Origin of the sequence: Dinoroseobacter sp. S124A (assembly GCF_049801015.1) — a bacterium.
Taxonomy (GTDB): domain Bacteria; phylum Pseudomonadota; class Alphaproteobacteria; order Rhodobacterales; family Rhodobacteraceae; genus Dinoroseobacter.
Genome location: NZ_JBNAGD010000002.1, coordinates 71,634 through 95,711 on the forward strand (window position 1 = coordinate 71,634; position 24,078 = coordinate 95,711).

The 24,078-nt window shown below is 65.6% G+C and carries 20 protein-coding genes; 14 read left to right on the forward strand and 6 right to left on the reverse strand.

The window, feature by feature from the left end:
* Nucleotides 1-41: 41 nt before the first annotated feature.
* The 3 genes from ACP15I_RS05060 to metC are packed head-to-tail and all read right to left on the reverse strand — an operon-like array spanning nucleotide 42 to nucleotide 2,771.
* Complete coding sequence (locus ACP15I_RS05060) at nucleotides 42-923, reverse strand: MBL fold metallo-hydrolase (protein ID WP_424974178.1); 882 nt, start codon at nucleotides 921-923, stop codon at nucleotides 42-44.
* A 23-nt stretch (nucleotides 924-946) separates the two neighbouring features.
* Nucleotides 947-1,582 (reverse strand): VOC family protein, encoded by a 636-nt coding sequence (locus ACP15I_RS05065; protein WP_424974179.1) that lies wholly within the window; start codon nucleotides 1,580-1,582, stop codon nucleotides 947-949.
* Between the two features lie 10 nt (nucleotides 1,583-1,592).
* A complete protein-coding gene (gene metC, locus ACP15I_RS05070; protein WP_424974180.1) occupies nucleotides 1,593-2,771 on the reverse strand; it encodes a cystathionine beta-lyase in 1,179 nt (392 codons plus the stop codon).
* Nucleotides 2,772-2,868: 97 nt separating this feature from the next.
* Between metC and ACP15I_RS05075 the strand changes: the two genes are divergently transcribed.
* Together ACP15I_RS05075 and ACP15I_RS05080 are read left to right on the forward strand one after the other, a co-directional pair.
* On the forward strand, nucleotides 2,869-5,184 hold the full coding sequence (locus ACP15I_RS05075) for a molybdopterin-dependent oxidoreductase (RefSeq protein WP_424974181.1): 2,316 nt from the start codon (nucleotides 2,869-2,871) through the stop codon (nucleotides 5,182-5,184).
* A 38-nt stretch (nucleotides 5,185-5,222) separates the two neighbouring features.
* A complete protein-coding gene (locus ACP15I_RS05080; RefSeq protein WP_424968336.1) occupies nucleotides 5,223-5,990 on the forward strand; it encodes an IclR family transcriptional regulator in 768 nt (255 codons plus the stop codon).
* Between the two features lie 3 nt (nucleotides 5,991-5,993).
* On the opposite strand, the gene ACP15I_RS05085 is transcribed toward ACP15I_RS05080, so the two are convergent.
* On the reverse strand, nucleotides 5,994-6,401 hold the full coding sequence (locus ACP15I_RS05085) for a rhodanese-like domain-containing protein (protein WP_424974182.1): 408 nt from the start codon (nucleotides 6,399-6,401) through the stop codon (nucleotides 5,994-5,996).
* A gap of 119 nt (nucleotides 6,402-6,520) precedes the next feature.
* Between ACP15I_RS05085 and ACP15I_RS05090 the strand changes: the two genes are divergently transcribed.
* The 12 genes from ACP15I_RS05090 (at nucleotide 6,521) to ACP15I_RS05145 (ending at nucleotide 20,654) form a co-directional block, all read left to right on the forward strand.
* Nucleotides 6,521-7,795: an NAD(P)/FAD-dependent oxidoreductase gene (locus ACP15I_RS05090; protein WP_424974183.1), complete on the forward strand. Its 1,275-nt coding sequence runs from the start codon at nucleotides 6,521-6,523 to the stop codon at nucleotides 7,793-7,795.
* 3 nt (nucleotides 7,796-7,798) lie between these two features.
* Nucleotides 7,799-9,871 (forward strand): hydantoinase/oxoprolinase family protein, encoded by a 2,073-nt coding sequence (locus ACP15I_RS05095; protein WP_424974184.1) that lies wholly within the window; start codon nucleotides 7,799-7,801, stop codon nucleotides 9,869-9,871.
* A complete protein-coding gene (locus ACP15I_RS05100) occupies nucleotides 9,868-11,526 on the forward strand; it encodes a hydantoinase B/oxoprolinase family protein (protein WP_424974185.1) in 1,659 nt (552 codons plus the stop codon). Before ACP15I_RS05095 ends, ACP15I_RS05100 begins: the two co-directional genes overlap by 4 nt.
* A complete protein-coding gene (locus ACP15I_RS05105; RefSeq protein WP_424974186.1) occupies nucleotides 11,527-12,279 on the forward strand; it encodes an SDR family NAD(P)-dependent oxidoreductase in 753 nt (250 codons plus the stop codon).
* Nucleotides 12,276-14,177, forward strand: a complete 1,902-nt coding sequence (locus ACP15I_RS05110) for a propionyl-CoA synthetase (RefSeq protein WP_424974188.1) — start codon at nucleotides 12,276-12,278, stop codon at nucleotides 14,175-14,177. The genes ACP15I_RS05105 and ACP15I_RS05110 overlap by 4 nt, the downstream gene beginning before the upstream one ends.
* Nucleotides 14,174-14,518 carry a RidA family protein gene (locus ACP15I_RS05115; protein WP_424968343.1) on the forward strand — a complete coding sequence of 115 codons (345 nt, stop codon included), beginning with the start codon at nucleotides 14,174-14,176 and terminating at the stop codon, nucleotides 14,516-14,518. The genes ACP15I_RS05110 and ACP15I_RS05115 overlap by 4 nt, the downstream gene beginning before the upstream one ends.
* 18 nt (nucleotides 14,519-14,536) lie before the next feature.
* Nucleotides 14,537-15,280: an amino acid ABC transporter ATP-binding protein gene (locus ACP15I_RS05120; protein ID WP_424968344.1), complete on the forward strand. Its 744-nt coding sequence runs from the start codon at nucleotides 14,537-14,539 to the stop codon at nucleotides 15,278-15,280.
* 110 nt (nucleotides 15,281-15,390) lie between these two features.
* On the forward strand, nucleotides 15,391-15,960 hold the full coding sequence (locus ACP15I_RS05125; protein WP_424974189.1) for a VPLPA-CTERM sorting domain-containing protein: 570 nt from the start codon (nucleotides 15,391-15,393) through the stop codon (nucleotides 15,958-15,960).
* Between the two features lie 202 nt (nucleotides 15,961-16,162).
* Nucleotides 16,163-16,369 (forward strand): hypothetical protein, encoded by a 207-nt coding sequence (locus ACP15I_RS05130; RefSeq protein WP_424974190.1) that lies wholly within the window; start codon nucleotides 16,163-16,165, stop codon nucleotides 16,367-16,369.
* A gap of 27 nt (nucleotides 16,370-16,396) precedes the next feature.
* Nucleotides 16,397-17,215: a hypothetical protein gene (locus ACP15I_RS05135; protein WP_424974191.1), complete on the forward strand. Its 819-nt coding sequence runs from the start codon at nucleotides 16,397-16,399 to the stop codon at nucleotides 17,213-17,215.
* A 53-nt stretch (nucleotides 17,216-17,268) separates the two neighbouring features.
* Nucleotides 17,269-19,953: a PAS-domain containing protein gene (locus ACP15I_RS05140; protein WP_424974193.1), complete on the forward strand. Its 2,685-nt coding sequence runs from the start codon at nucleotides 17,269-17,271 to the stop codon at nucleotides 19,951-19,953.
* Nucleotides 19,953-20,654 carry a response regulator gene (locus tag ACP15I_RS05145; RefSeq protein ID WP_424974194.1) on the forward strand — a complete coding sequence of 234 codons (702 nt, stop codon included), beginning with the start codon at nucleotides 19,953-19,955 and terminating at the stop codon, nucleotides 20,652-20,654. Before ACP15I_RS05140 ends, ACP15I_RS05145 begins: the two co-directional genes overlap by 1 nt.
* A 105-nt stretch (nucleotides 20,655-20,759) precedes the next feature.
* Here the strand turns inward: ACP15I_RS05145 and ACP15I_RS05150 are convergent, their stop codons facing one another.
* Both ACP15I_RS05150 and ACP15I_RS05155 read right to left on the reverse strand, forming a co-directional pair.
* Nucleotides 20,760-21,491 carry a response regulator transcription factor gene (locus tag ACP15I_RS05150; protein ID WP_424974195.1) on the reverse strand — a complete coding sequence of 244 codons (732 nt, stop codon included), beginning with the start codon at nucleotides 21,489-21,491 and terminating at the stop codon, nucleotides 20,760-20,762.
* Nucleotides 21,488-23,803 (reverse strand): ATP-binding protein, encoded by a 2,316-nt coding sequence (locus tag ACP15I_RS05155; RefSeq protein ID WP_424974196.1) that lies wholly within the window; start codon nucleotides 23,801-23,803, stop codon nucleotides 21,488-21,490. The genes ACP15I_RS05150 and ACP15I_RS05155 overlap by 4 nt, the downstream gene beginning before the upstream one ends.
* Between the last annotated feature and the right edge of the window lie 275 nt (nucleotides 23,804-24,078).

Genomic DNA, 24,078 nt, shown 5'->3' on the forward strand with positions numbered 1-24,078 from the left:
GGCTGGGCCTCGGGGCGGGTCCTGTCGGCGATGTGCAGTGGTCAGAGCTTGTTGAGCGGCATCTTGAGGACCATGTTGCCATCCTCATCCTCGGGCACGTCGCCTGCGCGCATGTTCACCTGCAACGAAGGCAGGATCAGGCTGGGCACCTTCAACTCGGCATCGCGCGCCGTGCGGAACGCGACGAACTCCTCGCGGGTCTTGCCGCCGCCCACATGGATGTTGTTGGCCTTCTGCTCGGCCACGGTCGTCTCCCATGAGATCGCGCGCCCGCCGGGCCCGTAATCGTGACAGATGAAAAGCCGCGTCTCATCCGGCAGGCTCAGAACCCGCTGGATCGAGTCGTAAAGCTGCCCCGCATCCCCGCCCGGAAAATCCGCGCGCGCCGAGCCGCCATCGGGCATGAAAAGCGTATCCCCGACAAAGCAGGCATCGCCGATCACATGCACCATGCAGGCGGGCGTGTGCCCCGGCGTATGGAGCGCGTGGCCCGTCATCTCACCGACCGTATACGTGTCACCATCGGAAAAGAGCCTGTCGAATTGCGAGCCGTCGCGCTGAAACTCGGTGCCTTCGTTGAAGATCTTGCCGAAGACGTCCTGCACCTCCTGCACATGCTCGCCGATGCCGATCTGGCCACCGAGCTGGTCCTGGATATAAGGCGCGCCCGAGAGGTGATCGGCATGGACATGGGTCTCGATGATCCATTCGAGGGTCAGCCCGTTCTCGCGGATGAACCCGATCATCTGGTCAGCGCTGTCATAGGTCAGACGCCCGGCTGCCGGGTCAAACTCCATCACCGGGTCGATGATCGCACAGGCGGAACCATGGGGCTCGCGCACCACGTAAGAGAAAGTGTTGGACTGCGGGTCGAAGAACGGCGTGACCTCTGGCCGTATGGTCAGATCGATCTCAAGTCCCATCTCTACGCCTCCCCGGTGTGATGTCAGTCTATAGTGACGTGGCCATTCGGGCTGTCAAATTCAAACGCGAGGGCGGCGGGGCCTTGGGTGATCTCAGCCAGATCCGCGATCTGCAGCGTCTCGAACACCGCCCGGAGCTGTGCCGGATCGGGATGGGTGATCGCCACCCCGATCAGGCGCACGCCCAGATCCTGCTGTCCGGTCGAGGGGTGGGGGCCCGGCGACCATTCGATGAACGCAGGCAGCAGGCCCCCTTCGGGCAGATGCCCGTCCCGGGGCACGGTCAGACGCCAGCTGCGATCCCCGCGTTGGAAATGGACCACCTCGCCCAGATCCACCGGGCTCGCGGCGATCACGCCGTCCAGATCATCCGTGTTCACCACCCAGCAAAGCGCCCGGGGCCGTTCCGCCAGCCGCGCATTGGTTGCCGGATCATCCAGCGAGAACCAGCGCACCCGACCCGGATCGGGCGCGTCCGGATCAATGGCGATCAACTCAAAGAAGCTCTCGTTCCCGGTCTGCATCATGCAGTTATGGGTGCTCATCGCGTCATGCTTGGAGCCTGCGGGCACGGTGACGCCGAGGGCGGATTCCATGGCGGTCCCCCCTTGGGCGAGATCCGCGGCCCCCACGGCCACATGGTCAATCTTGTTCTTCATCAGACAGCTTTCATTGCGCGTTGAGATGGGGAAGGGCGGCGGCCAGATCGCGCTGAAGCGTGCCCAGATCGTCAAAGCCGATATTGAACCGGATCAGCGCGCCGGGCTCGTCCCATGGCGTCGCCGTACGCTCCGGCGTGACGGGGAGGACGAGGCTCTCGAACCCGCCCCAGGACACACCGATCCCGAAATGGTGCAACGCATCCACGAAGCGTTCTACCTGCCCGCTGTCGCAGGGATGGAACACGACCGAGAAAAGGCTCGCCGCGCCCGAGAAATCCCGCGCCCAATGGGCATGGCCGGGGCAGTCGGGCCGGGCGGGGTGCAGCACGCGTTTGACCTGCGACTGGGCAGCGAACCAGTCGGCCATGGCGCGCCCGGCCGTGTCCACATGGGCCATGCGCATCTGCAAAGTGCGCAGCCCCCGCAGGGCCAGCATCACCTCTTGCCCGCCGGTCTTGTCACCGATCTGCATCACGGTCTTGCGCAGGGCCAGGCCGTGCGCCTCAGTCGAGGCGATCACCCCCAGCATAGCGTCGGAATGCCCGCAGAGATACTTGCTCCCGGAATAAGCGAGCACATCGACGCCGAGGGCCAGGGCCTGACAGAAGACCGGCGTCCCCCAGGTGGTGTCGAGGATCGTGGGCACGCCTGCTGCGCGTGCGGCCCGGGCGATGGCGGGGATGTCGGGCATCTCGAACGTGCCGGAACCGGGGGCCTCGAACATCACCGCGCAGGTTTCGGGCGTCATCAGGTCCGCGATCCCCGCGCCGATCATCGGATCGAAATACCGGATCGTTACGCCCATCCGCGCCAAAACCCCGTCGCAGAAGCCGCGCGTGTTGCCATAGACATTATCCGCCACAAGCAGGTCTGCCCCGGGACGGGCGAAGGTGAGCAGGGCGCAACTGATCGCAGCCACCCCCGACGAGGTCAGCGTGACCGAGCCGGCCCCCTCCAGCCGGGCCAGCAACTCTTCCAGCTTGTAGACCGCCGCGTTCCCGTAGCGCCCGTAATACATCGTGCCGCTGGCATAGCGATTTGCCCGCGCCGCCTCGAAGGTGGCGAGCCGGTCGAACACCATGGTCGAGCCCAATTCCACAGGCATGTTCACATGCCGCCCGTCACCTGTGTCGGGACGGCCATCCTGTACCAGAATATCGCTCAGGGCGGGGGGCGGTATGGTCACGTTATTGATCCCTTTTCATCTCGGGCAGAGGATGACACCAGGGGTTTATAGTGTCAATATATGGCATATACGTATCATATAGCGAAACATTGAATCGATGAGCACGCGCAAAACACAGGTCACGGCAAGCCATTGGGGGCCCGGTCTCGCAGTCACGGAAGGCGCGCGGCTGGTGCGTGTCGATCCGCATCCGGATGATCCGGCGCCCTCGCCGATCAACGGCAATATCGCCAGCAGCCTGAACGGCCGCGCCCGCGTTTTGCGCCCGGCGGTGCGCGCAGGCTGGCTTGAGGCGGTTATGGCCGGGCGGGGCGGGGATCCGTCGAGCGGGCGCCGAGGCCGGGACGCCTTTGTCGAGCTTGCCTGGGACGAGATGTTCGACCTGCTGGCCAGAGAGCTGACGCGGATGCGCGCGACCCATGGCAATGAGGCGATCTTTGCCGGGACTTATGGTTGGTCGAGCGCCGGGCGAGTCCACCACGCCCAAAGCCAGCTCAAGCGCTTTCTCAACACCCAGGGCGGCTTCGTCCGGTCGCGTGGGAATTACAGCTATAACGCCGCGCTGGTGCTCATGCCCCATATCGTCGGCTCCTACCGGGACCATGTGGTTCAGGCCACGCGCTGGCCGGTGATCGCGCAGCACTCGAAGCTCGTGGTGATGTTCGGCGGCATGGCCATGCGCAACACCCAAGTCAGCGATGGCGGCGTGGCGCGACACCGGATGGCGGACAATCTGCGCGCCTGCGCCGAGGCGGGGGTGCGGTTCGTGAATGTCAGCCCCCTTCGGGATGACGCGGCCGAGAGCCTCGGGGCCGAGTGGCTTCCGCCCAAACCGGGTACGGATACGGCGGTGATGATGGGGCTGGCCCATACGCTGCTGGCCGAGGGCCTCCATGATGCGGCGTTTCTGGCGCGGTACACGACCGGGTTTGACCGGGTCGCGGCCTATCTGACCGGGCGGGCCGATGGCGTGGTCAAGGATGCGGATTGGGCCAGCGCGATCTCGGGCGTGCCGGCGGACCGGATCCGCACCCTCGCCCGCGAGATGGCCGCGGGGCGGACGATGATCTCTTGCGCGGCGGGGCTGCAGCGGGCCGATTACGGCGAGCAGCCCCTGTGGATGACCGTGACACTGGCAGCCATGCTGGGCCAGATCGGACTGCCCGGGGGCGGCTACACGATCGGCTACGGCGTGAATGCCAATATCGGCAATATGGGGCGCCCGTTCCGCTGGGGCGCGCTGGGGCAGGGGGAGAACCCGGTCGACGCCTTCATTCCCGTGGCGATGGTGGCGGATATGCTGCTTAATCCCGGCGGGGCGTATGCCTATGACGGCACCAAGGGCGTCTTTCCGGACATCCGGATGGTCTGGTGGGCCGGGGGGAACCCCTTTCACCACCATCAGGATCTCAACCGCCTGCATCTGGCGTTTCAGCGCCCGGAAACGGTGATCGTCAACGAGATCAACTGGACCGCCACCGCCCGCCACGCCGATATCGTACTGCCCGTCGCGGCCCCGCAGGAGCGCGAGGATTTCGCGGGCGGACAATCGGACAACGCGCTTGTGCCCATGCCGCGCCTTGCCGCGCCGCCGGGGGAGGCGCGGGTCGAGTTCGAGATCTATGCCGAGCTGGCCCGTCGTCTCGGCAATCCCGAGGCCTTTACCAAAGGCCATGACACCCGCAGCCTCGTGCGCCAGATCTGGGCCGAAACGCGTGCGGCCGCCGAAGCCTGGGGCGGGAGCCTTCCGGAGTGGGGCGACTTCATTCAGGGCGATATCGTGGAATTGCCCGATCCCGCGCCCATGCAGGTTTTTCTCGCCGAGTTCCGCGCCGATCCGGAGGGACATCCCCTGCCAACGCCCTCGGGGCGGATCGAGCTCTACTCCGAACGGATCGCAGGCTTTGAGCTCGCCGAGTGCCCGGGCCATGCCAGCTATCTGCCGCCGCGCGATGTGGTGGCGCAGACCGGGCCGCTCTACCTGCTGTCGGGGCAGCCCGCGACGCGGTTGCATTCGCAGTTCGATAACGGGGCCTATAGCGTCGGGCGCAAGATTGCCGGGCGCGAACCCGTGCTGATCCACCCGGAGGATGCCGAACCGCGCGGCATCGCCGATGGCGATGTCGTAGAGCTGTCCAATGCGCGTGGGCGTTGTCTGGCGGGGGCGCGGGTGACCGATACGATCCGGCCGGGCTGCGTGTTCCTGTGGACCGGCGCATGGTATGATCCGGAGTATGGCGCGCCGCAGAACCGGGACCGGCACGGCAACCCCAATGTGTTGACCCATGACCTGCGGACCTCGCCGCTCTCGCAGGGGCCTGCCGCCCATTCGGCAATGGTCGAGATTGCCCGCTTCGACGGAGATCCGCCGCCGGTTCAGGCCCACGAGCCGCCCCCCTTCAAACCGCGCTAGCGTTCTGCTATTCGGAACACCCGCAACGGAGACGCCAGATGCCCAGTGACGCCAAGCCCCCAAAGGTCGATTCGACTCTGTCCAAGGGGCTTGCGATTCTCGAAAATCTGGCCAGCGCCCGGCAGGGCAAGGGGGTCACCCAGATCTCGCGCGAGCTGGAGCTGACGAAGTCCAATACGTTTCGCCTGCTCCAGACCCTGACGACGCTGGGCTATGTGAAGCATCTGGAGGACAAGACCTACGGCGCGACCCTCAAGACCTGGCAGGTGGGGCGCGCGCTGGTGGACAACCTGAACCTGCGGGAGCTCGCCGCGCCGGAGATGTCCTTTCTCAGCCAGGAGACGGGCGAGACGGTCTATCTCGCGGTGCCGGAAAATCTGGCCGTGATCTATATCGACAAGATCGACAGCCAGAAACCGATCCGGTCCTGGAATGCCGTGGGCGGCACGGCCCCGATCCATTGCGTGGGCACGGGCAAGGCCATTCTGGCCGCGAATTACGAGCGGATGCGCGATCAGTTGCAGGGCAATCTGACCCGCCACACGGACCGGACCCTCACCAGTTTCACCCAGCTTGATGCGGATGTGGCCGAGACCCGGACACGCGGCTATGCCTTTGACACCGGGGAATTTCGCGACCGCATCCTGAGTTTCGGCGCGCCTATCACCCTGCCGGACGGGATGGCGGTGGCCGCGCTCGGCGTGTCCTTGCCCGATATCAACCTGGCCGAAAACGCCGAGAGTCGGATCGGTGATCTGGTGCGCCACGCCGCAAGCAGCGTGTCGCTCAAGCTCAGCCGGGGCTAGGGCTCAACCCTTCTTCGTGTCGGGCCTCTCGACCGGGCCGCCCTGCGCCTCCCATGTGGAGAAGCCCTCCTTCAGGTGGGCCGCATCGAACCCCATATCCTGCAGCGTTGCGACCGTCAGCGCCGAGCGCCAGCCCGACGCGCAGTGAAAGACATAGGTCTTGGAGGGGTCGGCAAAGACCTCTTTGTGATACGGGCTGTCCGGATCCACCCAGAATTCAATCATTCCGCGCGGGGCGTGGACGCTGCCGGGTATGAACCCGCTGCGCTGGCGCTCGCGCACATCGCGGATATCGACCACCACCAGATCAGGATCCCCGAGCCGCGCGATCAGGTCTTTGGTCTCGATTTCTTCGATACGGGCGCGGGCCTGCGCGACCATCTCCTGTGCAGAGATTTTGAGCTTGGACATGGATCACCTTTGTGCTGATATTTGGAACATATATTTCGTATATTGACACCGTAAGGCCCGAGGTGCAACATCCGGCCCATGGGGCACCCGACGCGCCCGCATGACAACACGGAGCAAGCATGACAGTGGACAGGCCAATCTCCCTTTGGGATGTCTCTGCCGCCGAGCCGGATTTCGCCGCGCCGATGAATGCGGACACGCAGGTGGATGTGGCCATTATCGGCGGTGGCTTCACCGGGCTGTCCACAGCGCTCCATTGTGCCGAGGCGGGGCTGTCCTCGCACGTGCTGGAGGCCCGGCAGATCGGCTATGGGGGCTCGGGCCGCAATGTGGGGCTGGTCAATGCCGGGATCTGGCACCCGCCCGCCAAGGTGCGCGAGAAACTGGGCGACACGTATGGTCCGCGTTTCCTCGCACGGTTCGGCGAGGGGCCGAATATGGTTTTCGACCTGATCGAGCGTCACCAAATTCGCTGCGAGGTCACCAAGACCGGAACGCTCCACGCTGCCCATGCCCCCTCGGGGTTCGAGGATCTGCGCGCCCGGCATCTGGAATGGCAACGGCTCGACGCGCCTGTCGACTTGCTCAGCCGTGAGGAGATGATCGCCGCCACGGGCACCTCGGTGTTCTATGGCGGGCTGCTCGACCGCCGTGCGGGCACGATCAACCCGATGGGGTATGTGCGCGGTCTGGCCCGCGCCGCGCGGGGGGCGGGCGCCGAGATCAGCACGGGTGTCACTGCCACCCGCCTGCGCCGCGAGGGCGCGGGCTGGCTCGTCGAGACCGATCGCGGGGTCGTACGCAGCAAATCCGTGGTGCTGGGGACCAATGCCTATACGGATGACCTCTGGCCCGACCTGAAGAAGGTTTTCACCAAGATCCACTATTTCCAGCTGGCCACCACGCCCCTGGGCGCGCGGGGGGCGCATATCCTGCCCGAACGCCAAGGGCTCTGGGATACAGGGCAAATCATGTTTTCGCTGCGTCGGGACCGCGCGGATCGGCTGATCATCGGCTCCATGGGCACGGTCGTGGGCAGCAAGGCCCAGGGCCTGTCCCAGCGCTGGGCCCGCAAGCAGCTGAGCCGGATGTTTCCGGAGCTCGGCCCGGTCACCTTCGAGGAGGCCTGGCACGGCCAGATCGCCATGACGCCGGATCACCTGCCACGGATCTACAAGCTGGCCGACGGGCTGTTTACACCCATCGGCTACAACGGACGCGGCATCACCACGGGGACCCTGTTCGGCAAGGCCATGTCGGGTCTGCTGACCGGAATGGATCCGGCCGGTCTGCCCCTGCCAATCACGGATGTCAAAACCGTGCCCTCCGCCCCGATCATGTCGCGGTTCTATCAGGCCGCCTTCACTGCCCACCAGATCTTCAAGAGCCTCTGACCCATGAGCCCAGACGAAATTCGCGTCGGTGTCGATATTGGCGGCACGTTTACCGATGTCGCCCTGACCCATCCCGGTGGCTTGGCCACCGTCAAGGTGCTGACCAGTTACACCGCGCCGGAACAGGCGATCCTCGACGGGATCCGCGAGGCGGCCACGCAGGCCGGGATCGCGCTGGGCCAGATCGCGCAGGTGATCCATGGCACCACGCTGGTGACCAATGCACTGATCGAGCGGCGCGGGGCGAAGACGGCCTTCATCACCACCGAGGGGTTCCGGGACGTGATCGAGATGCGGTCCGAGAACCGGTTCGAGCAGTATGACCTGAACCTCGTGCTGCCGACGCCGCTGGTACCACGCGCCCACCGCTTTACCCTGAACGAGCGGCTCGGCCCCGAGGGCGAGGTTCTCTTGCCGCTGGATCCGGCCGAGGTGGCCGCGATGGCCGCGCGGGTCGTCTCGGGCGGGTTCGAGGCGGTGGCCATTGGCCTCATGCATTCCTACGCCAACCCCGCCCATGAGCGCATGATGGAGGCCGCGCTGCGCGCGGTTGCGCCGGATCTGGCGATCTCGATCTCTTCGGTGATCTCGCCGCAAATGCGCGAGCTGCCGCGGTTTAACACGGTGATCGCCAATGCCTATGTCCAGCCGCAGGTCTCGGATTACCTCGGTCGTCTTGTCGCCCGCCTGCGCGAGACAGGTGTGACGGCTCCGGTCTTCATGCTTCATTCCGGGGGCGGGTTGATCTCGGTCGAGACGGCCTCGGAGCAACCGGTGCGGCTGCTGGAATCCGGGCCTGCAGGCGGGGCGATCTTTGCGGCTGATTTCGCCCGGGCCCATGGGCTCGACAAGGTGCTGAGTTTTGACATGGGCGGGACCACGGCCAAGATCTGCCTGATCGAAGAGGGCACGCCCAAAACCGCGAACACCTTCGAGGTGGCACGCACCTACCGGTTCAAGAAGGGCTCTGGCATGACGGTCTCGACCCCTGTGGTCGAGATGGTCGAGATCGGGGCCGGGGGCGGTTCCATCGCCTCAATCGACCAGATGGGGCGGCTGCAGGTGGGGCCGCGCTCTGCGGCCTCGGAACCCGGACCGGCCTGCTATGGGCGCGGCGGGACCGAGCCCACGGTCACGGATGCGAACCTGCTGCTCGGGCGGCTCGATCCGGACAATTTCGCGGGCGGTTCGATTGCCCTGCACCCCGAGGCATCTGCGCAGGCGGCGGATCGGCTGAACCTCACGGCCCATCACGCGGCCTTCGGGATCACCGAGTTGGTGGATGAGAACATGGCCAATGCGGCCCGGGTCCACACGGTCGAGAATGGCCGCGATATCGAGCATTTCACGATGATCGCCTTTGGCGGCGGTGCGCCGCTCCATGCCTGCCGTCTGTGCGAGAAACTGGGGATTGATGAGCTGATCATCCCGCCCGGGGCCGGCGTCGGCTCGGCCATCGGGTTTCTCAAGGCGCCCTTCAGCTTCGAGGCGTCGCGCGGGTTGTTCCAGCGGCTCGACGGGTTCGACCCCGATGCGGTGAATGCGGCCCTGACCGAGATGGAGGCCGAGGCCCATAGCTTTGTCGATGAAGGCGCCAGAGGCGCGCCGCGCCGCTCGCGGCTGACGGCGATGATGCGCTATGCCGGGCAGGGTTGGGAGATCCCCGTGATCCTGCCCCATCGCGCGCTGACCGCAGGGGACCTGCCCCTTTTGCAAAGCGCCTTCGAGGACGCCTATCGCACGCTGTTCGGGCGGATCATAGACGGGTTGCCGGTTGAGGTGACGAACTGGCTTCTGACCGTTTCGACCGTGCTGCCCGAGGTCGCGCCTGCCATCCGGCACGGCGCGGGCGCGACTGCCGAGACCCTGCGCAGGCGCCCGGTCTTTGACGCGGCCCTGCGCGAAACGGTCGAGGCCCGCGAGGTGGCGCGCAGCGCGCTGTGGCCGGGCCAGATGGTGGATGGGCCCGCCATCGTGGTGGAAACCAATACCTGCACCATCGTGACCGCAGGCTTTGTCGTGGTGGGGCAGGGCGACGGCTCGCTCCGCCTGATCCGGAAGGAGCGCGCAGCATGACCCAGCCGAGCAGCATCGACTACCAGATCATGTGGAACCGCCTGATCGCCGTGGTCGAAGAACAGGCGACGACCCTGATCCGGACGGCGTTTTCAACCTCGGTGCGCGAGGCGGGGGACCTGTCGGCGGGGCTCTTTGATCAGGCCGGGCGGATGATCGCGCAGGCCGTGACGGGCACGCCGGGCCATGTGAATGCCATGGCCGAGAGCGTCACCCATTTCGACGCGCAGATCGGGCCGCAGAACACCTTTGAGGGGGATGTGTTTATCACCAATGATCCCTGGCTCGGCACAGGACATCTGCACGACATCACCGTGGTCAGCCCGGTCTTTCGCAAGGGCGCGCATATCGGCTATTTCGCCTGCACGGCCCATGTGGTCGATATCGGCGGGCGCGGCTTTGGCCCGGACGGGCAGGAAGTCTTCGAAGAGGGTCTGCTGATCCCGATCACCAAGTTTGCCGAGCGTGGCGAGGTGCAGTCCCTGCTGATCGATCTGGTGCGCGCCAATGTGCGCACGCCGGACCAGACCGTGGGCGACATGTACTCCCTTGCCGCCTGCAACGAGGCCGGAGAGCGCCGCCTGCAGGCGATGATGGACGAGTTCCGCATCGATGATCTGGAAGGGCTCTCGGCCTTCATCATCGACACCTCCCGCAGGGCGACCCGCGCGGCGATCGCCGAGCTGCCGGACGGGACCTTTCACCAGACCATGCAGGTCGACGGCTATGACGTGCCGGTGCATATGGAGGTCACACTCGAGGTGGCAGGCGACCGTTTGCGCGCGGATTTTGCGGGCACATCGGGGCCGTCGCGCTTTGGCGTGAACGTGCCCGAGGTCTATACCCGCGCCTATGCCTGTTACGGGCTGAAATGCGCGATTGCCCCGCAGGTGCCGAACAATACCGGTTCGCTGGAGCCCTTCGAGATCACCGCGCCCGAGGGCTGCATTCTTGCGGCCCGACGCCCCGCGCCGGTCTCAACCCGCCATGTGCTGGGCCATCTGGTGCCGGATGTGGTGCTTGGCGCGCTGCATCAGGCGCTGCCGGGGGTGGTGCCCGCCGAGGGGGCCTCGTCGCTCTGGAATATCCAGATTTCGGCCCGGGCCTCGGATCCCGCAAGCGGGCTGCCCAATCGCGAGATCCTGATGTTCAATTCCGGCGGCACAGGCGCGCGTCCCGCAGTGGACGGTCTCTCGGCGACGGCGTTCCCCTCGGGCGTGTCGACCATGAGTGTCGAGGCCACCGAGCATGTGGGTCCGATCACGGTCTGGCGCAAGGATCTGCGCGCGGGCTCCGGCGGGGCCGGGGCGCAGCGAGGCGGGCTCGGCCAGACGATCGAGATCGAGGCGCGCGACGGGTATGATGTCTATTTCAACGCCATGTTCGACCGGGTGCAGAACCCGGCCCGCGGGCGCGAGGGTGGCAGCCCGGGTGCGCCGGGCGCAGTGGCGCTCGCCGATGGGACCCCGCTGCAACCCAAGGGTCGCCAGAAGGTCGCGAATGGCCAGCGCCTGCGCCTGAGCCTGCCGGGCGGGGGCGGCTATGGCAATCCGCTGGACCGCCCGCGCGAAGCGGTTGCACAGGACATCGCCTCCGGGTTCATCTCGGCGGCGGAGGCCCGCGAGGCCTATGGATACAAAGACGAGGACGAATAGATGAGCAAAGCCCCCCTGGCGCTGGTAACAGGCGGCGCGCAAGGCATCGGATATGCCTGTGGCGAAGCCCTGAAGGATGACGGGTTCCGCGTGATCCTGTCGGATGTGAATGCTGAAGGGCTGGCCGAGGCGGCCCGGACCCTCGGGGCGGAGGCGGCGATCGCCTGCGACATGGGCGATGTGACGGCGATCCATGCCATGCTCGACAAGATCGCGGCAGAGCACGGCCCGCTCTCGGCGCTGGTGAACAATGCGGGCATCGCCATGCCCGGCGATTTTCTGGATTACGCGCTCGAGGATTTCGACCGAGTGATGAATATCAACCTGCGCGGGGTCTTCGTGGCGACCCAGCGGGTGGCGAAAACCATGGTGGCCGAGGGGATCGAGGGGGCCATCGTCAACATGTCCTCGATCAACGCCCAGGTCGCGATCCCGGCGATCCCGGCCTATTGCGCCTCCAAGGGCGGGTTGATGCAGCTGACCAAGGTGGCGGCGCTTGCGCTGGCGCCGCACAACATCCGCGTCAACGCGGTCGGGCCGGGGTCCATCGATACGGCCATGATGGCGGGTGTGAATGCCAACCCCGAGGCCTTTGCCATGGCCATGTCGCGCACCCCGCTCGGGCGTGCGGGCACGGCGCGCGAGATCGGCGATGTGGTCGCCTTCCTCTGCTCGCAAAAGGCCAGCTACATCACCGGCGAAACCATCTACGTGGATGGCGGGCGGCTCGGCCTCAACTACGTGATGTCATGAGCTACGCCGAGGCATATGCCAGCTGGCGGGCGGATCCCGAAGGGTTCTGGGCCGAGGCCGCAGGCGAGATCGACTGGATCACGCCGCCCAGCCGCGCCTTTGATCCCGATCAGGGCGTCTATGGGCGCTGGTTTCCCGATGGCATATGCAACACCTGCTGGAATGCCGTGGACCGCCATGTGGTGGCGGGCCATGGCGACCGGCTGGCGCTGATCCATGACAGCCCGGTGACCGACACGGTCAGCCGCTTCACCTTTGCCGAGCTGCAGACCGAGGTCGCGGCGCTGGCCACGGTGATGCGTGCCCATGGGGTCGGGCCGGGCGACCGGGTCGTGATCTATATGCCCATGGTGCCCGAAGCGATCTTTGCCATGCTGGCCTGTGCGCGGCTGGGCGCGGTGCATTCGGTCGTCTTTGGCGGTTTCGCGGCCCATGAGCTGGCGACACGGATCGATGATGCCGCGCCGAAGCTGATCGTCTCGGCCTCCTGCGGGATCGAGCCCGGGCGGATCGTGCCCTACAAACCCCTGCTGGATGCGGCCATTGAGGCCGCCACGACCAAGCCCGATCACTGCTTGATCCTGCAGCGCGAGATGGCCGAGGCGACCCTGCTGGCGCCCCGCGATGTGGACTACGCCGAGGCGGTCGCCAAGGCCAAGGCGGCGGGCGATTTGGTCGACTGCGTGCCGATGCCTGCCACGGCACCGCTCTATATCCTCTATACATCGGGCACGACGGGCCAGCCCAAGGGCGTGGTGCGCGATACGGGCGGTCATATGGTGGCGCTGAAATGGACCATGGCGCACCATTACGGGATCTCGCCGGGCGAGGTGTTCTGGGCGGCCTCCGATGTCGGGTGGGTCGTGGGGCATTCCTATATCTGCTACGCGCCGTTCCTCCATGGCTGCGCGACGGTGGTCTATGAGGGCAAACCCGTGGGCACCCCGGATGCGGGCGCGTTCTGGCGGGTGATCCAGGATCACAAGGTGGCCGCGCTCTTTACCGCGCCGACCGCGTTCCGCGCGATCAAGAAGGAAGACCCCGAGGGGGCGCTGATTGCCGGGTATGACCTTGGCGCGTTCCGCACCCTGTTTCTGGCCGGAGAACGCTCGGACCCGGCCACGGTGCAATGGGCAGAGGCCAAGCTGCAGCGCCCGGTGATCGACCATTGGTGGCAGACCGAGACCGGCTGGCCGATGTCCGGCAACCCTGTGGGGCTGGGGCAGGTGCCGGTCAAGCATGGCTCGCCCGGTGTGCCCATGCCGGGCTATGACATCCGGGTGCTCGACGATGCGGGCCTGCCCGTGGGGCCCGGAGTGCTCGGCAACATCGTGGTGAAGCTGCCCCTGCCGCCCTCGGGCTTTCCGACCCTGTGGAATGCCGAGGCGCGGTTCCGGGAAAGCTATCTCGCGGATTTTCCAGGCTTTTACGCCACGTCCGATGCAGGGATCATGGATGAGGACGGCTATGTCTTCATCATGGCGCGCACCGATGACATCATCAACGTTGCAGGCCACCGGTTGAGCACCGGCGCCATGGAAGAGGTGCTCGCCCACCATCCCGACATCGCCGAATGCGCCGTGGTGGGGCGGGCGGATGCCCTCAAGGGGCAGCTGCCGCTGGGCTTTTACGTGACCAATGCCGGGGTCGACCGGGATCCCGCCGAGCTGGAGAGGGAGCTCGTGCAAAGGGTCCGCGCCCAGATCGGGGCCGTGGCCGCCTTCAAGACCGCCGTGCAGGTCGCGCGCCTGCCCAAGACCCGCTCGGGCAAGGTCCTGCGCGGCACCATGCAGAAGATTGCCGACAAAACCGCGTTTAAGATGCCCGCCGCTATCGACGATCCCGCAATCCTCGACGAGATTGCTGAGGCATTGAAAGAACGGGGAATCCTCAGATGATCACGAGACTGGAAACCGGCCAACGGATGAGCAAGATCGTCATCCATAACGACGTGGCCTATCTCTGCGGGCAGGTCGGCGCGGGCGACACGGTGGCCGAGCAAACCGCCGACTGCCTGTCGCGGGTCGACAAACTGCTGCAACAGGCGGGCTCGGACCGCGAACACATCCTGCAGGCCATCGTCTGGCTCCGCGACATGGCGGATTTTGCCGAGATGAACGCGGTCTGGGATGCCTGGGTGCCCGAAGGCCACGCGCCCGCGCGCGCCTGCGGCGAAGCGCGGCTCGCCCGCGATGTCCTGAAAGTCGAAATCATCATTACCGCAGCGGTGCGCCGCTGACAGTCGAGAGGACCTGCTATGACGACGATCCCCGCGGTGCAACTCACCGAAGTGAACAAGTTCTACGGAACCTTCCATGCCTTGAAGTCGATCAATCTGACCGTCTCCAAGGGGGAAAAGATCGTCGTCTGCGGCCCTTCGGGGTCGGGCAAGTCCACCATGATCCGCACGATCAACCAGCTAGAAGAGCATCAGTCCGGCGTCATCGAGATCAACGGCCATCCGATCGCCGCCGATGATCCCAAGATCGACCAGCTCCGGCAGGATGTCGGCATGTGCTTTCAGCACTTCAACCTCTTCCCGCACCTGACCATCCTCGAGAACTGCACGCTGGCCCCCATGTTGGCGCGCAAAGTCCCGCAGGAGGAGGCCGAGGCCACGGCGATGATGTATCTGGAGAAGGTGCAGATCGCCAATCAGGCCCCGAAATACCCCGGCCAGCTCTCGGGTGGCCAGCAGCAGCGCGTGGCGATTGCCCGCGCGCTCTGCATGAAACCCGAGATCCTGCTCTTTGACGAGCCGACCTCGGCGCTGGATCCGGAGATGATCGGCGAGGTGCTCGACGTTATGGTCACGCTCGCCGAAGAAGGGATGACGATGATCTGCGTCACCCATGAGATGGGCTTTGCGCGCAAGGTCGCAGACCGGGTCATCTTCATGGATGCGGGCGAGATCATCGAGGAAAACGACCCCGAGAGCTTTTTCACCAACCCCCAGAGCGACCGCACGCGGAGCTTTCTCGACCAGGTGCTCAGCCACTGATCCGCCCGGTGATACAATTGAAACATCCCGCGACGTAACGCGGATACATATAGGCGTCACAACCTCCACACACCCCGAGCGGTACTGCTCAGACAATGTGGAGAGTGTGTATGAAAGCCTTTTGTGCAGCGATGATCGTGGCGCTGTCGGCATCTGCCGCCGGGGCAACACCGGTGACCCTCGAGTTCGAGGCGGATTTCGAATTTCTGCCGCAGACCGAAAAGGGGTTCGAGATCAGCGGCAGTGGCGCGTTGATCGAGAATGGTCTGGCATCAGAGTTCTTTGACGCAACCCAGAGCCTCGTGATTTCGCGGGATGCAGGGGTGTTCGCCCTGCAAAGCTTCGAGGTGGATCGCCGTCAGGATGTGCAGAATGCCTTCTCGCTCGAAGGGTACCGCGATGGCGATCTCGTCTGGGAAAGCGCGCCCTATGATTTCGCGGATCAACAGGGGGCGGGCGCGCTTGAGATCGGTGGCTTTGACACGCCCTATTTCGACACGTTCCTCATCGTCGGGGCCGGTCCGGTGATCGGCAATGACGCGCTCGACAACATTGTTTTCTTTAACGAGTTCACGTTTGACCTGCAGCGGGACGTGCCTGCGCCCGTGCCGCTGCCGGCTGGTTTGTTCCTACTGGCCTCCGCTTTGGCGGGGCTGGGGCTGCGGCGGAGATGTTCCTGACGCCGTCGCCCCGCGCGTAACGAGTACCCTCCGGATGCATCCCAGCTCCGGAGGTTTTTTCATGGCTCGGGCCACGGCCGGACACAAAGGATACCAAGCTCTGACAATGCAAATATTCGCCGAAATCACCCGGACATAGAGAGGCGGTAGTCAACCCCTGTTCACGCGGTGCCACCGCACCGCCGCACAAAGGAGTTGAGTTGTGTTTTTCGAGTTTAACGACGCCCCCGTTGCCCTGGCCCGAGGCAAGGCCATCATCGAACCCGAAGGGGTCCAGGCCACACCCGAGAGCACGGCGTTGGCCGGTGCGGATGCGCAGGTCCTGCCGGCCAGCGATCTGCCGCCTGCCCAGCCGCAAGACGATGCGGGCGCGATGTCGGTCACGGTGATCGACGACTTTCTCTTCTGACCCTGTTTTCTGACGGAGCCCTGTTTCATGACAAAGATCCCTTCTTGCCTGTCCCTTGCGCTTGCACTCACCATCGGGGGCGCCGCGGGCGCGGCCCCGGTGATCTATGAGGACCGCGCCACTTTCGTTCAGGAGACCGGCCCGCAATTCAGCGTCGATTTCAACGATCAGGCCCCGAACCAGGCCTTCGGCGACAGCAGCTTGAGTGTCGGCAAGCTGACCTTTTCCGGCCCGGACGTCCCGAACCTGCCGGGCGCTTACAACCGCACCGAGCCGGGCCCGGATTTCTCGGGATTCCATCTGGATGGGACGACCTTCATCCTCGGGGCGGCGACCCTGGATGACCCGATGCGGATCACCTTTGACACCCCGGTGCTGGCCTGGGGGGCGGAGTTCAACGATCTGGGCGACAACAACCGGGACGTGGCGCTCAATGTCTACGACGTGTCCGACACGCTGATTGCCAGTTTCGGGATCTCGGATGCGCCCGATCACGTGACCCAGTTCATCGGGTGGGATTTCGCCGGCGAACAAGCCTCCTATCTCGAGATCGCCTTTCTTGGCGGGCTGACCAATTTCGAGGGCTTTGGCATCGACAATGTCCTGTTTTCCATTCCGCGTGGCGATGATGTGCCAGCCCCGGTTCCGCTGCCCGCGCCGGTGCTGCTGCTCGGCGCCAGCGGTCTGGCGTTGGCGGCCCTGCGTCGTCGGCGCAAACCGGTCGCGGCCTGGCCATGCCGCCGCGCCACCACTCACACCGGGGGGCGGGCTCTGCCGCCTCCCGGACCCCGGAGACCGGACCCGGGTCGGCGGTGGCTGATACAATTGATACATTGCGCGACATGAAGGGGATATCTGGCCGTGGTTCTGCTGAAACGGTGTGGAACAGGGCAGGGTGCATGGCAGAGGCGCGGTTCAAGGTCGACGGGGATGCAGCGCTGGCTCTGCTGGAGGACACGTTTTCCGGCATCGATTACGGGATCGCCCTGCTCGATGAGGACATGAATTTCGTGCTCTTCAACGAGAAATATGTGGAAACCGCCTTTGCCGACGGGCTGGTGCCAAAGGTCGGGGACAATGCCGGGGATCTCGCGATCCAGCAGCTGGCTACGGGAACCTATGTGGTGCCCGAAGACATGACGCCCGAGGACATGACAGCCGGATTGCTGGCCGCGGTGAAAGGGTGCCAGTCCGAGATCATCCTGCCGCTCACCGATGGCCGGACCCTGATGGCCTCGTCCAAGCGGACGGCGTTGGGCGGATACCTCCTCTCGATCGAGGATGTCACGGTCCGCATGGAGGCCCGGCAGGCCGAGGATGCGCGCCGCCGCGAAATCATCTCGGCCTTCGACGCGCTGGAAGAAGGCGTCGCGCTCTGGGACGCGGAGTTCCGGTTTCTGATGTGCAACGCCCATTACCTGCGCCTCGTGGCACCCTTCCGCAGTACGCCGTGGGAGGTCGGGGTGCCCGCCGAGAGGTGCATCCACGAAGCCTATCAATCGGGTCTCTTCGAGATCCCCGACGGGGTGACCGAGCAGGACTGGATCGCGCAATACATGTCCTGGGCGCGCAGTTTCGGCGGGCCGATCGAGGTCAATCTCAAGGACGGGCGCACGATCGTCGTCTCGGCCAAGACCACCAACCTGGGCGGGGTGCTGATCACGGCCCTCGACGTCACCGAAGAGCGCAACTCCGAGGCGCGCGCATTGCAAATGCTGTTCGATGCGATGGAGTCCCTCGAGGAAGGCTTCGCGCTCTGGGACGGCGATATGAACTTCCTGACCTGCAACCAGCGCTATGTGGACATGATCCTCGGCCATCGTGGACGCCCCTTCGACGTGGGGACGCATGTGACGGAATGCACGCGCGAGATATACCGCGCGGATGTCGTGGATCTGCCGTCCGAGGTTACCGAAGACATGGTCGTCGCAGATATCGAAGACTGGGTGCGCAATTTCGGCGACGGGCGGGAGTATGTGTTCAAGGATGGCCGGACCGTCATGACCAAGGCCAAACCCACCAATCTGGGCGGGTTTCTGGTCACGGCCCTCGACATCACCGAGGAACGCAACTCCATGGCCCGGGCGCGCGACATGCTGCGGGACGCGATCGAGGCCTTGGAAGAGGGCTTTGTCCTTTGCGACGAGACGATGGGTTTCGTCTTCGCCAATGCCGCCTGGATGCGCATGATGGGCGAGACCGAACCCGCCGCGATCCTTGCGCCCGGAGAGGGGTTCGCCGAGGCCCTGCGGGCGCAGATCGACGCCGGGTTCTTCGCCATTCCCGAGCGTCAGACACGCGAGGCCTATGCCAAGTGGATACTGGATGGTCTGACCCGGCCCGGGGGCGAGATCCATTTTTCCTCTGCCGCCGGTCGGCAGTTCATCGGTCTGGCCCATGCCACGGCTTTTGGCGGCTCGCTCATCCAGATCCGCGATGTAACCGACCAGCTCGCCCTGGAGGAGGAGCTGTCGCAACAGCGCGAGACGGCCCACCAGACCGAAAAACTATCCGCCTTGGGCGAGCTTCTGGCCGGGGTCGCCCATGAGCTGAACAACCCGCTCTCGGTGGTCTTCGGCTACTCGCAGATGCTGCAGGGCAAGATCGAGGACCCGGTCCTGTCGGAGCGGATGGACCTGATCTGTCAGTCCTCGGAACGGGCCGCCAAGATCGTGCGGACCTTCCTCGCCATGGCGCGCCAGCGCCCGGCCAAGACTGAGGTCTGCAGCCTGAACGACATCATCGAGACTGCGCTCGAGGTGTCGAGCTATTCGCTCAAGACCAGCGGCACGGTGGTGGAGGTCGATCTCGACCCGAGTGCCCCGCGGGTCATGGGCGATTTCGACCAGCTCGCCCAGGTGTTCAGCAACCTTGTGGTCAATGCCGGGCACGCAGTGCGCAGCAAGGGAGGCGAGGGGCGGATCACCCTGCGCAGCCGGGTGCTGGGCGCGAAGGTCCGGACCGAGATTGCCGATAACGGACATGGCATCCCCGAGGAAATCCAGTCGCGCATCTTCGAGCCGTTTTTCACCACCAAGGATGTGGGCGAGGGGACCGGGATCGGGCTCGCCTTCAGCCACCGGATCGTCCAGAGCCATGAGGGCGCGCTGACCCTGCGCTCGAGAACCGGGGCCGGCACCCAGTTCTTCGTCACCTTGCCCCGCACAAAGCCCGTTCTGCGACCGGTGAAGAGCCTTCCCGTCGCCTTGGGTGCGCGCCGTATTCTGGTGGTGGATGACGAGGATGTGGTGGCCCGGCTGATTGGCGACATGCTCAGGGAAGAAGGGTTTTCGGTCACCTGCACCACCGATCCGCGCGCGGCCTTGCGCATGGCCGAGGCAGAGCCTTTCGACGCGATCCTGAGCGATTTCAAGATGCCGGAGATGAATGGCGAGACCTTCTACCGTGCCCTGGAAGCCATCGCGCCCGAGAATGCCCGGCGCACGGGTTTCATCACCGGCGACGCGTTGAGCGCGCAGGTTGTCCTGTTTCTGGACCGCGCCAAACGCCCCCATATCGAAAAACCCATTGTGAAACCGGAGCTGCTGGCCCTGATTGCCCGTGCCTCCGGCGAGGAAGACTGATGCCCGAGCAGATCCTGATTTGTGATGACGAAGACAACCTGCGCCGCATGTTGTCGGACCACCTGACCGATTGCGGATACGAAGTGCTGCAGGCCGCGAATGCCGATGAGCTGCAGGCGACGCTGCGGCGGGTCCAGCCCGCACTCGTGCTGCTGGATGTGCGCATGCCCGGCAAGGACGGGCTCACCGCGCTGCGCGAGATCCGCGAAACCTCGCAAGTGGCGGTGATGATGCTCACCGCCGCGGGGGAGGTCGTGGACAAGGTCCTCGGACTCGAATTCGGGGCCGATGATTACCTGGTCAAACCGTTGGACCTGCGGGAATTGCAGGCGCGGGTGAAATCCGTCTTGCGCCGCAAGCAGCTTGGCCGGGCACAAGAGGCCAGCGCGCCGCAGGGCGGCGGCACCGTGCCCTTCGGGACCTGTCAGCTGGATCTGGATGGCGCACGGCTCTTTGACGGGAATGGCGAGGAAATCGCGATCACCACCATGGAGTTCAGCCTGCTGCGCGTTTTCGCCCAGAACCGGGGCCGGGTCCTCAATCGCGACCAGTTGCTCGATCAGGCCCATGACCGGTCCTGGGAGCCTTATGACCGCTCCATCGATCTGCGCATCTCGCGCATTCGCCGCAAGGTCGAACGCAATCCCAGCAAACCCGAAGTGATCCGCACCGTGCGTGGCCTCGGCTACGTGTTCCGCTAGCCTCCGGGCCCGGGCCAGCGCTGCCCGTCTGCAGCGTGTTGCCTGACGGGCATTGCGATGTGCAGACATGGCGAGGGGGGCCCGCTGGGCCTGGCCGGGTCTGCGTTACTCGGTGGGGGTGAACACATATCCGAAGCGGTGGATCGTCACGATCTTGGCGACCTCCTCGGGAATGCGTCGCCGCAGCCGCGTGATCAGCACATCGACCGTCCGGTCGCCCGGACTCCAGTCCCGCCCGCAGGTCATCCGGGTGAGGGTGTCGCGGCTCTGAGGGGCGCCGATCCCCTGCAGAAATGCATGCAACAGGCGCGCCTCTGCCGGGGGGAGGAACGCCTCTTGCGGGCCGATCCGCAGGGCACGGGTCTCGGGGTGAAACTCCAGCGCCCCGCAGGTGATCGGTGCGCTATCGGCCCGGGTGCGGGCCTTGTCCCGCGCGAGCAGGACGGCCCGGACCCGGCCCGACAGCTCGGCCGGATTGAACGGCTTGGTGACGTATTCCGCCGCGCCGAGCCCCAATCCGAGGATCTTGTCGCGGGTTTCGTCCATGGCGCTGAGCACGATCACGGGGCAATCGCCCGCCTGCTTGATCGTCTGCAGCAGTAGCAGCCCGTCGCTATCGGGCAGTTTCCGGTCGAGCAGGATCAGATCAAAGGCGGTCTCGGCAAGCATTGCCTCCGCCTCGCGTGCTGAGGTCGCGGCCATATAGCTGCCACCGGCCGTCCGGACGATATCCCCCAACATGAGCTGCACCACCGGGTCATCATCGACGCAGAGGACCGCGCCCAGCCGGGCCGGCCCTTTGGGCGCGGGGCGGACAAGGCCTGCGCTGCCGTTCATGGGGCCTCCGTCAGGGCAAGCAGGGCATTCCAGGACGGGACCTGGGTCAGATCCCGGTCCAGCGTGGTGAGCATCGGGCCCAGATCCTCGGGGCTGGCCCGCTCGGACCAGCGCTGGTCCAAGGCGCGCAGGGGCGCCTCGAGGTCGCTCAGCCCCAGTATCGCCGTGCTCCCGGCAAGCCGGTGCGCTTGCAGCCCCAGATCCGCGGGCGCCCGGCCGGCGCGGGCCTCGCGCAGCCGGATGCGGAACTCTGTCCACGCATCTTCGAAGGCCGCGAGCATGGCCGCCACCGTCTCGGCCGAGAGGCCCTGAAGGCTGGCCCGCGCCGCGGCGGCAGCGGGCGATGTGACCGGCGGTGGCGGGCGTTTGAGGGCATTGGCCAGGGCGGCCTGATCCACGGGTTTGGCCAGGATCTCGTCAAAGAGATGGCGCAGCCCCGCACCGCGTTCCAGCGCTTCGACATTCGCCGTCAGCGCCACAAAGCGCGGCCCCTCGGGCCCTTGCGCGCGCAGGCGCCGCACGAGGCTGGGCCCATCCCCATCGGGCAGGGTGTAATCCACGACAAAGACATCGAACCCGCCCCGCGCACAGGCCGCATCGGCCTCGGCCAGAGAACCCGCGCTGGTGACGGCAAAGCCCAGCCGCTCCAGCTGCTTAGCGGTGACGGTGCTGCCGATCGGGTCGTCATCGACCAACAGGCAGCGTTGATGGCGCGGGCTCTGCGACCCGGGTTCGTCCGGGGGCGCGGTCGGGGTGGTGGCCGGGGCTTGCCCCGGATCAAACGGGATTTCGAACCAGATCACCGCGCCCTCGGCTCCGTTGCGGTAGCCGATGCGCCCGCGCATGGCCTCGACCAGGTGATGGGCGATCGCGAGACCGAGCCCCGCGCCGCCACTGCCGGTTTCGCGGGCATTGGTCTTCTCCCAGGGCTTGAACAGCGCCTCGGCATCGGCCAGCGGCAGTCCGGGCCCGTGGTCGCGCACCTCGAAGCGCAGGGCCGGGGCCTCGCTGCTGCAGCGCTGGATCGACATGACCACCCCGCGCCCGTCATCGACCCGGATCGCGTTGGAGATGAGGTTGCTCAGCACCTGCTGCACCATGGCCCAGTCGATCCGCACCCAGCGGGGCAGGTCGCCCGCGATCTCGAGGCTCAGATTGGCGGTCTCGCGCCCCTGACCGACCGTAGCGATCCGCTCATAGGTGGTAAGCACCTGCGCCAGATCGAGCGTCGTCACCCGCGGCTCGGGCGGGTCATTGGCCAGTTTCGAGTAGTCGAGCACATTGCTCAAAGTCTGCAGCAGCGTTTGTCCGGCGGTCTCGATCAGGTCGAGATAGCTCTGCGCCGTCGCCGTATCCGCCGTGCGCAGAAGCTCGGTCGCCCCCAGCACGGAATGAAGCGGCGTGCGGATCTCGTGGCTCATGGTGGCCAGAAACCGCGACATGCCGCGCTCGGATTGCTCGGCCCGCTCGGCGGCGCGGCGGTGTTCGGTCACATCGCTGAGCAGCATCACATGGCCGATCGACGTGTTGTCCACCGCGTCATGCAGCCCGCGCATACGCACATCGAAGCAGCGCGCGCCGCCAAGGGTGCTCAGCCAGACCGCGCGGTCGGTCTCGGTCATCGCCTCGATGGCCTGGTCGATCACCTCCTGCAGCGAGTTCTTTCGCTGGCGCATCAGGCGCAGATAGATGATCTCGCCCGCCTTCATCTCGCCGAGAAAGGTCTCGGCGGCGGCCTCATTGGCGTTCAGCAGGTTATAGGACTTGTCCAGCAGGAAGGCCGGCGTGCGCAGGCTCTCGAAGATGGCGAAATACCGGTCCTTGTCGAGGGTGATTGCCCGGGCGCGCTCCTGCAGTTCGCGCAGGCGGACATTGTCATCGGAGTTGTGCCAATCGGCCGAGATGCTCAGCTCGGTCTCGTCAAAGAAATCCCGCACCCGGTCGGTCAGCCCGTCAGGCACCCCCTCGGGCATGCCGTTCAGCTCGCGGATGTAGAGATTGCGGAAATGTTTGAAGAGCCCGACATACATGGGCATCGTGATCCCAAGCGAGCGGTGCCGCCTTGCGATCCGGCGCATCCGGGCAAAGCGCGGATCGGTGCGATAATCGAGCGTCGCCTGGGGCCCGGGCACCGTATCCGGGCGCGCCTTGAGGTAGGTGCCGAGGCTTTCGGTGACGCTGAGGATCGCTTCGACCCAGGCCGCGCGGATCGTGGTCGTGAAGGGCGCATAACCGTTCAGCTTGGCAATCTCGATGGATTGATCGACCAGCGTTTCGAGACGCCCCTCGAGAAAGCGCACCACAGCCGCCATGCTGTGTGCGTGATCTGTCGCTGCCGGTCCGGTGGCTAGATCCTTCGGGTTCATCTGCATAGCGGCCCCGCGGGGCCGTCCTCCCATGCCATGCGCACCCTGCACTACACCAGCAAACGGGCTCTGACGGAACCCGTCAGCGCGGTTGTTTACAACTCGTTTACATCTGTTCACAACTTCGCAGCCTTTGAGCGGACCTCCCTCGCTATCGTGATTGCAACGAAAACCAGCCCACCCGGACAGCGTTCCGGTCAGGGCGGCGACAGACGGGAGGG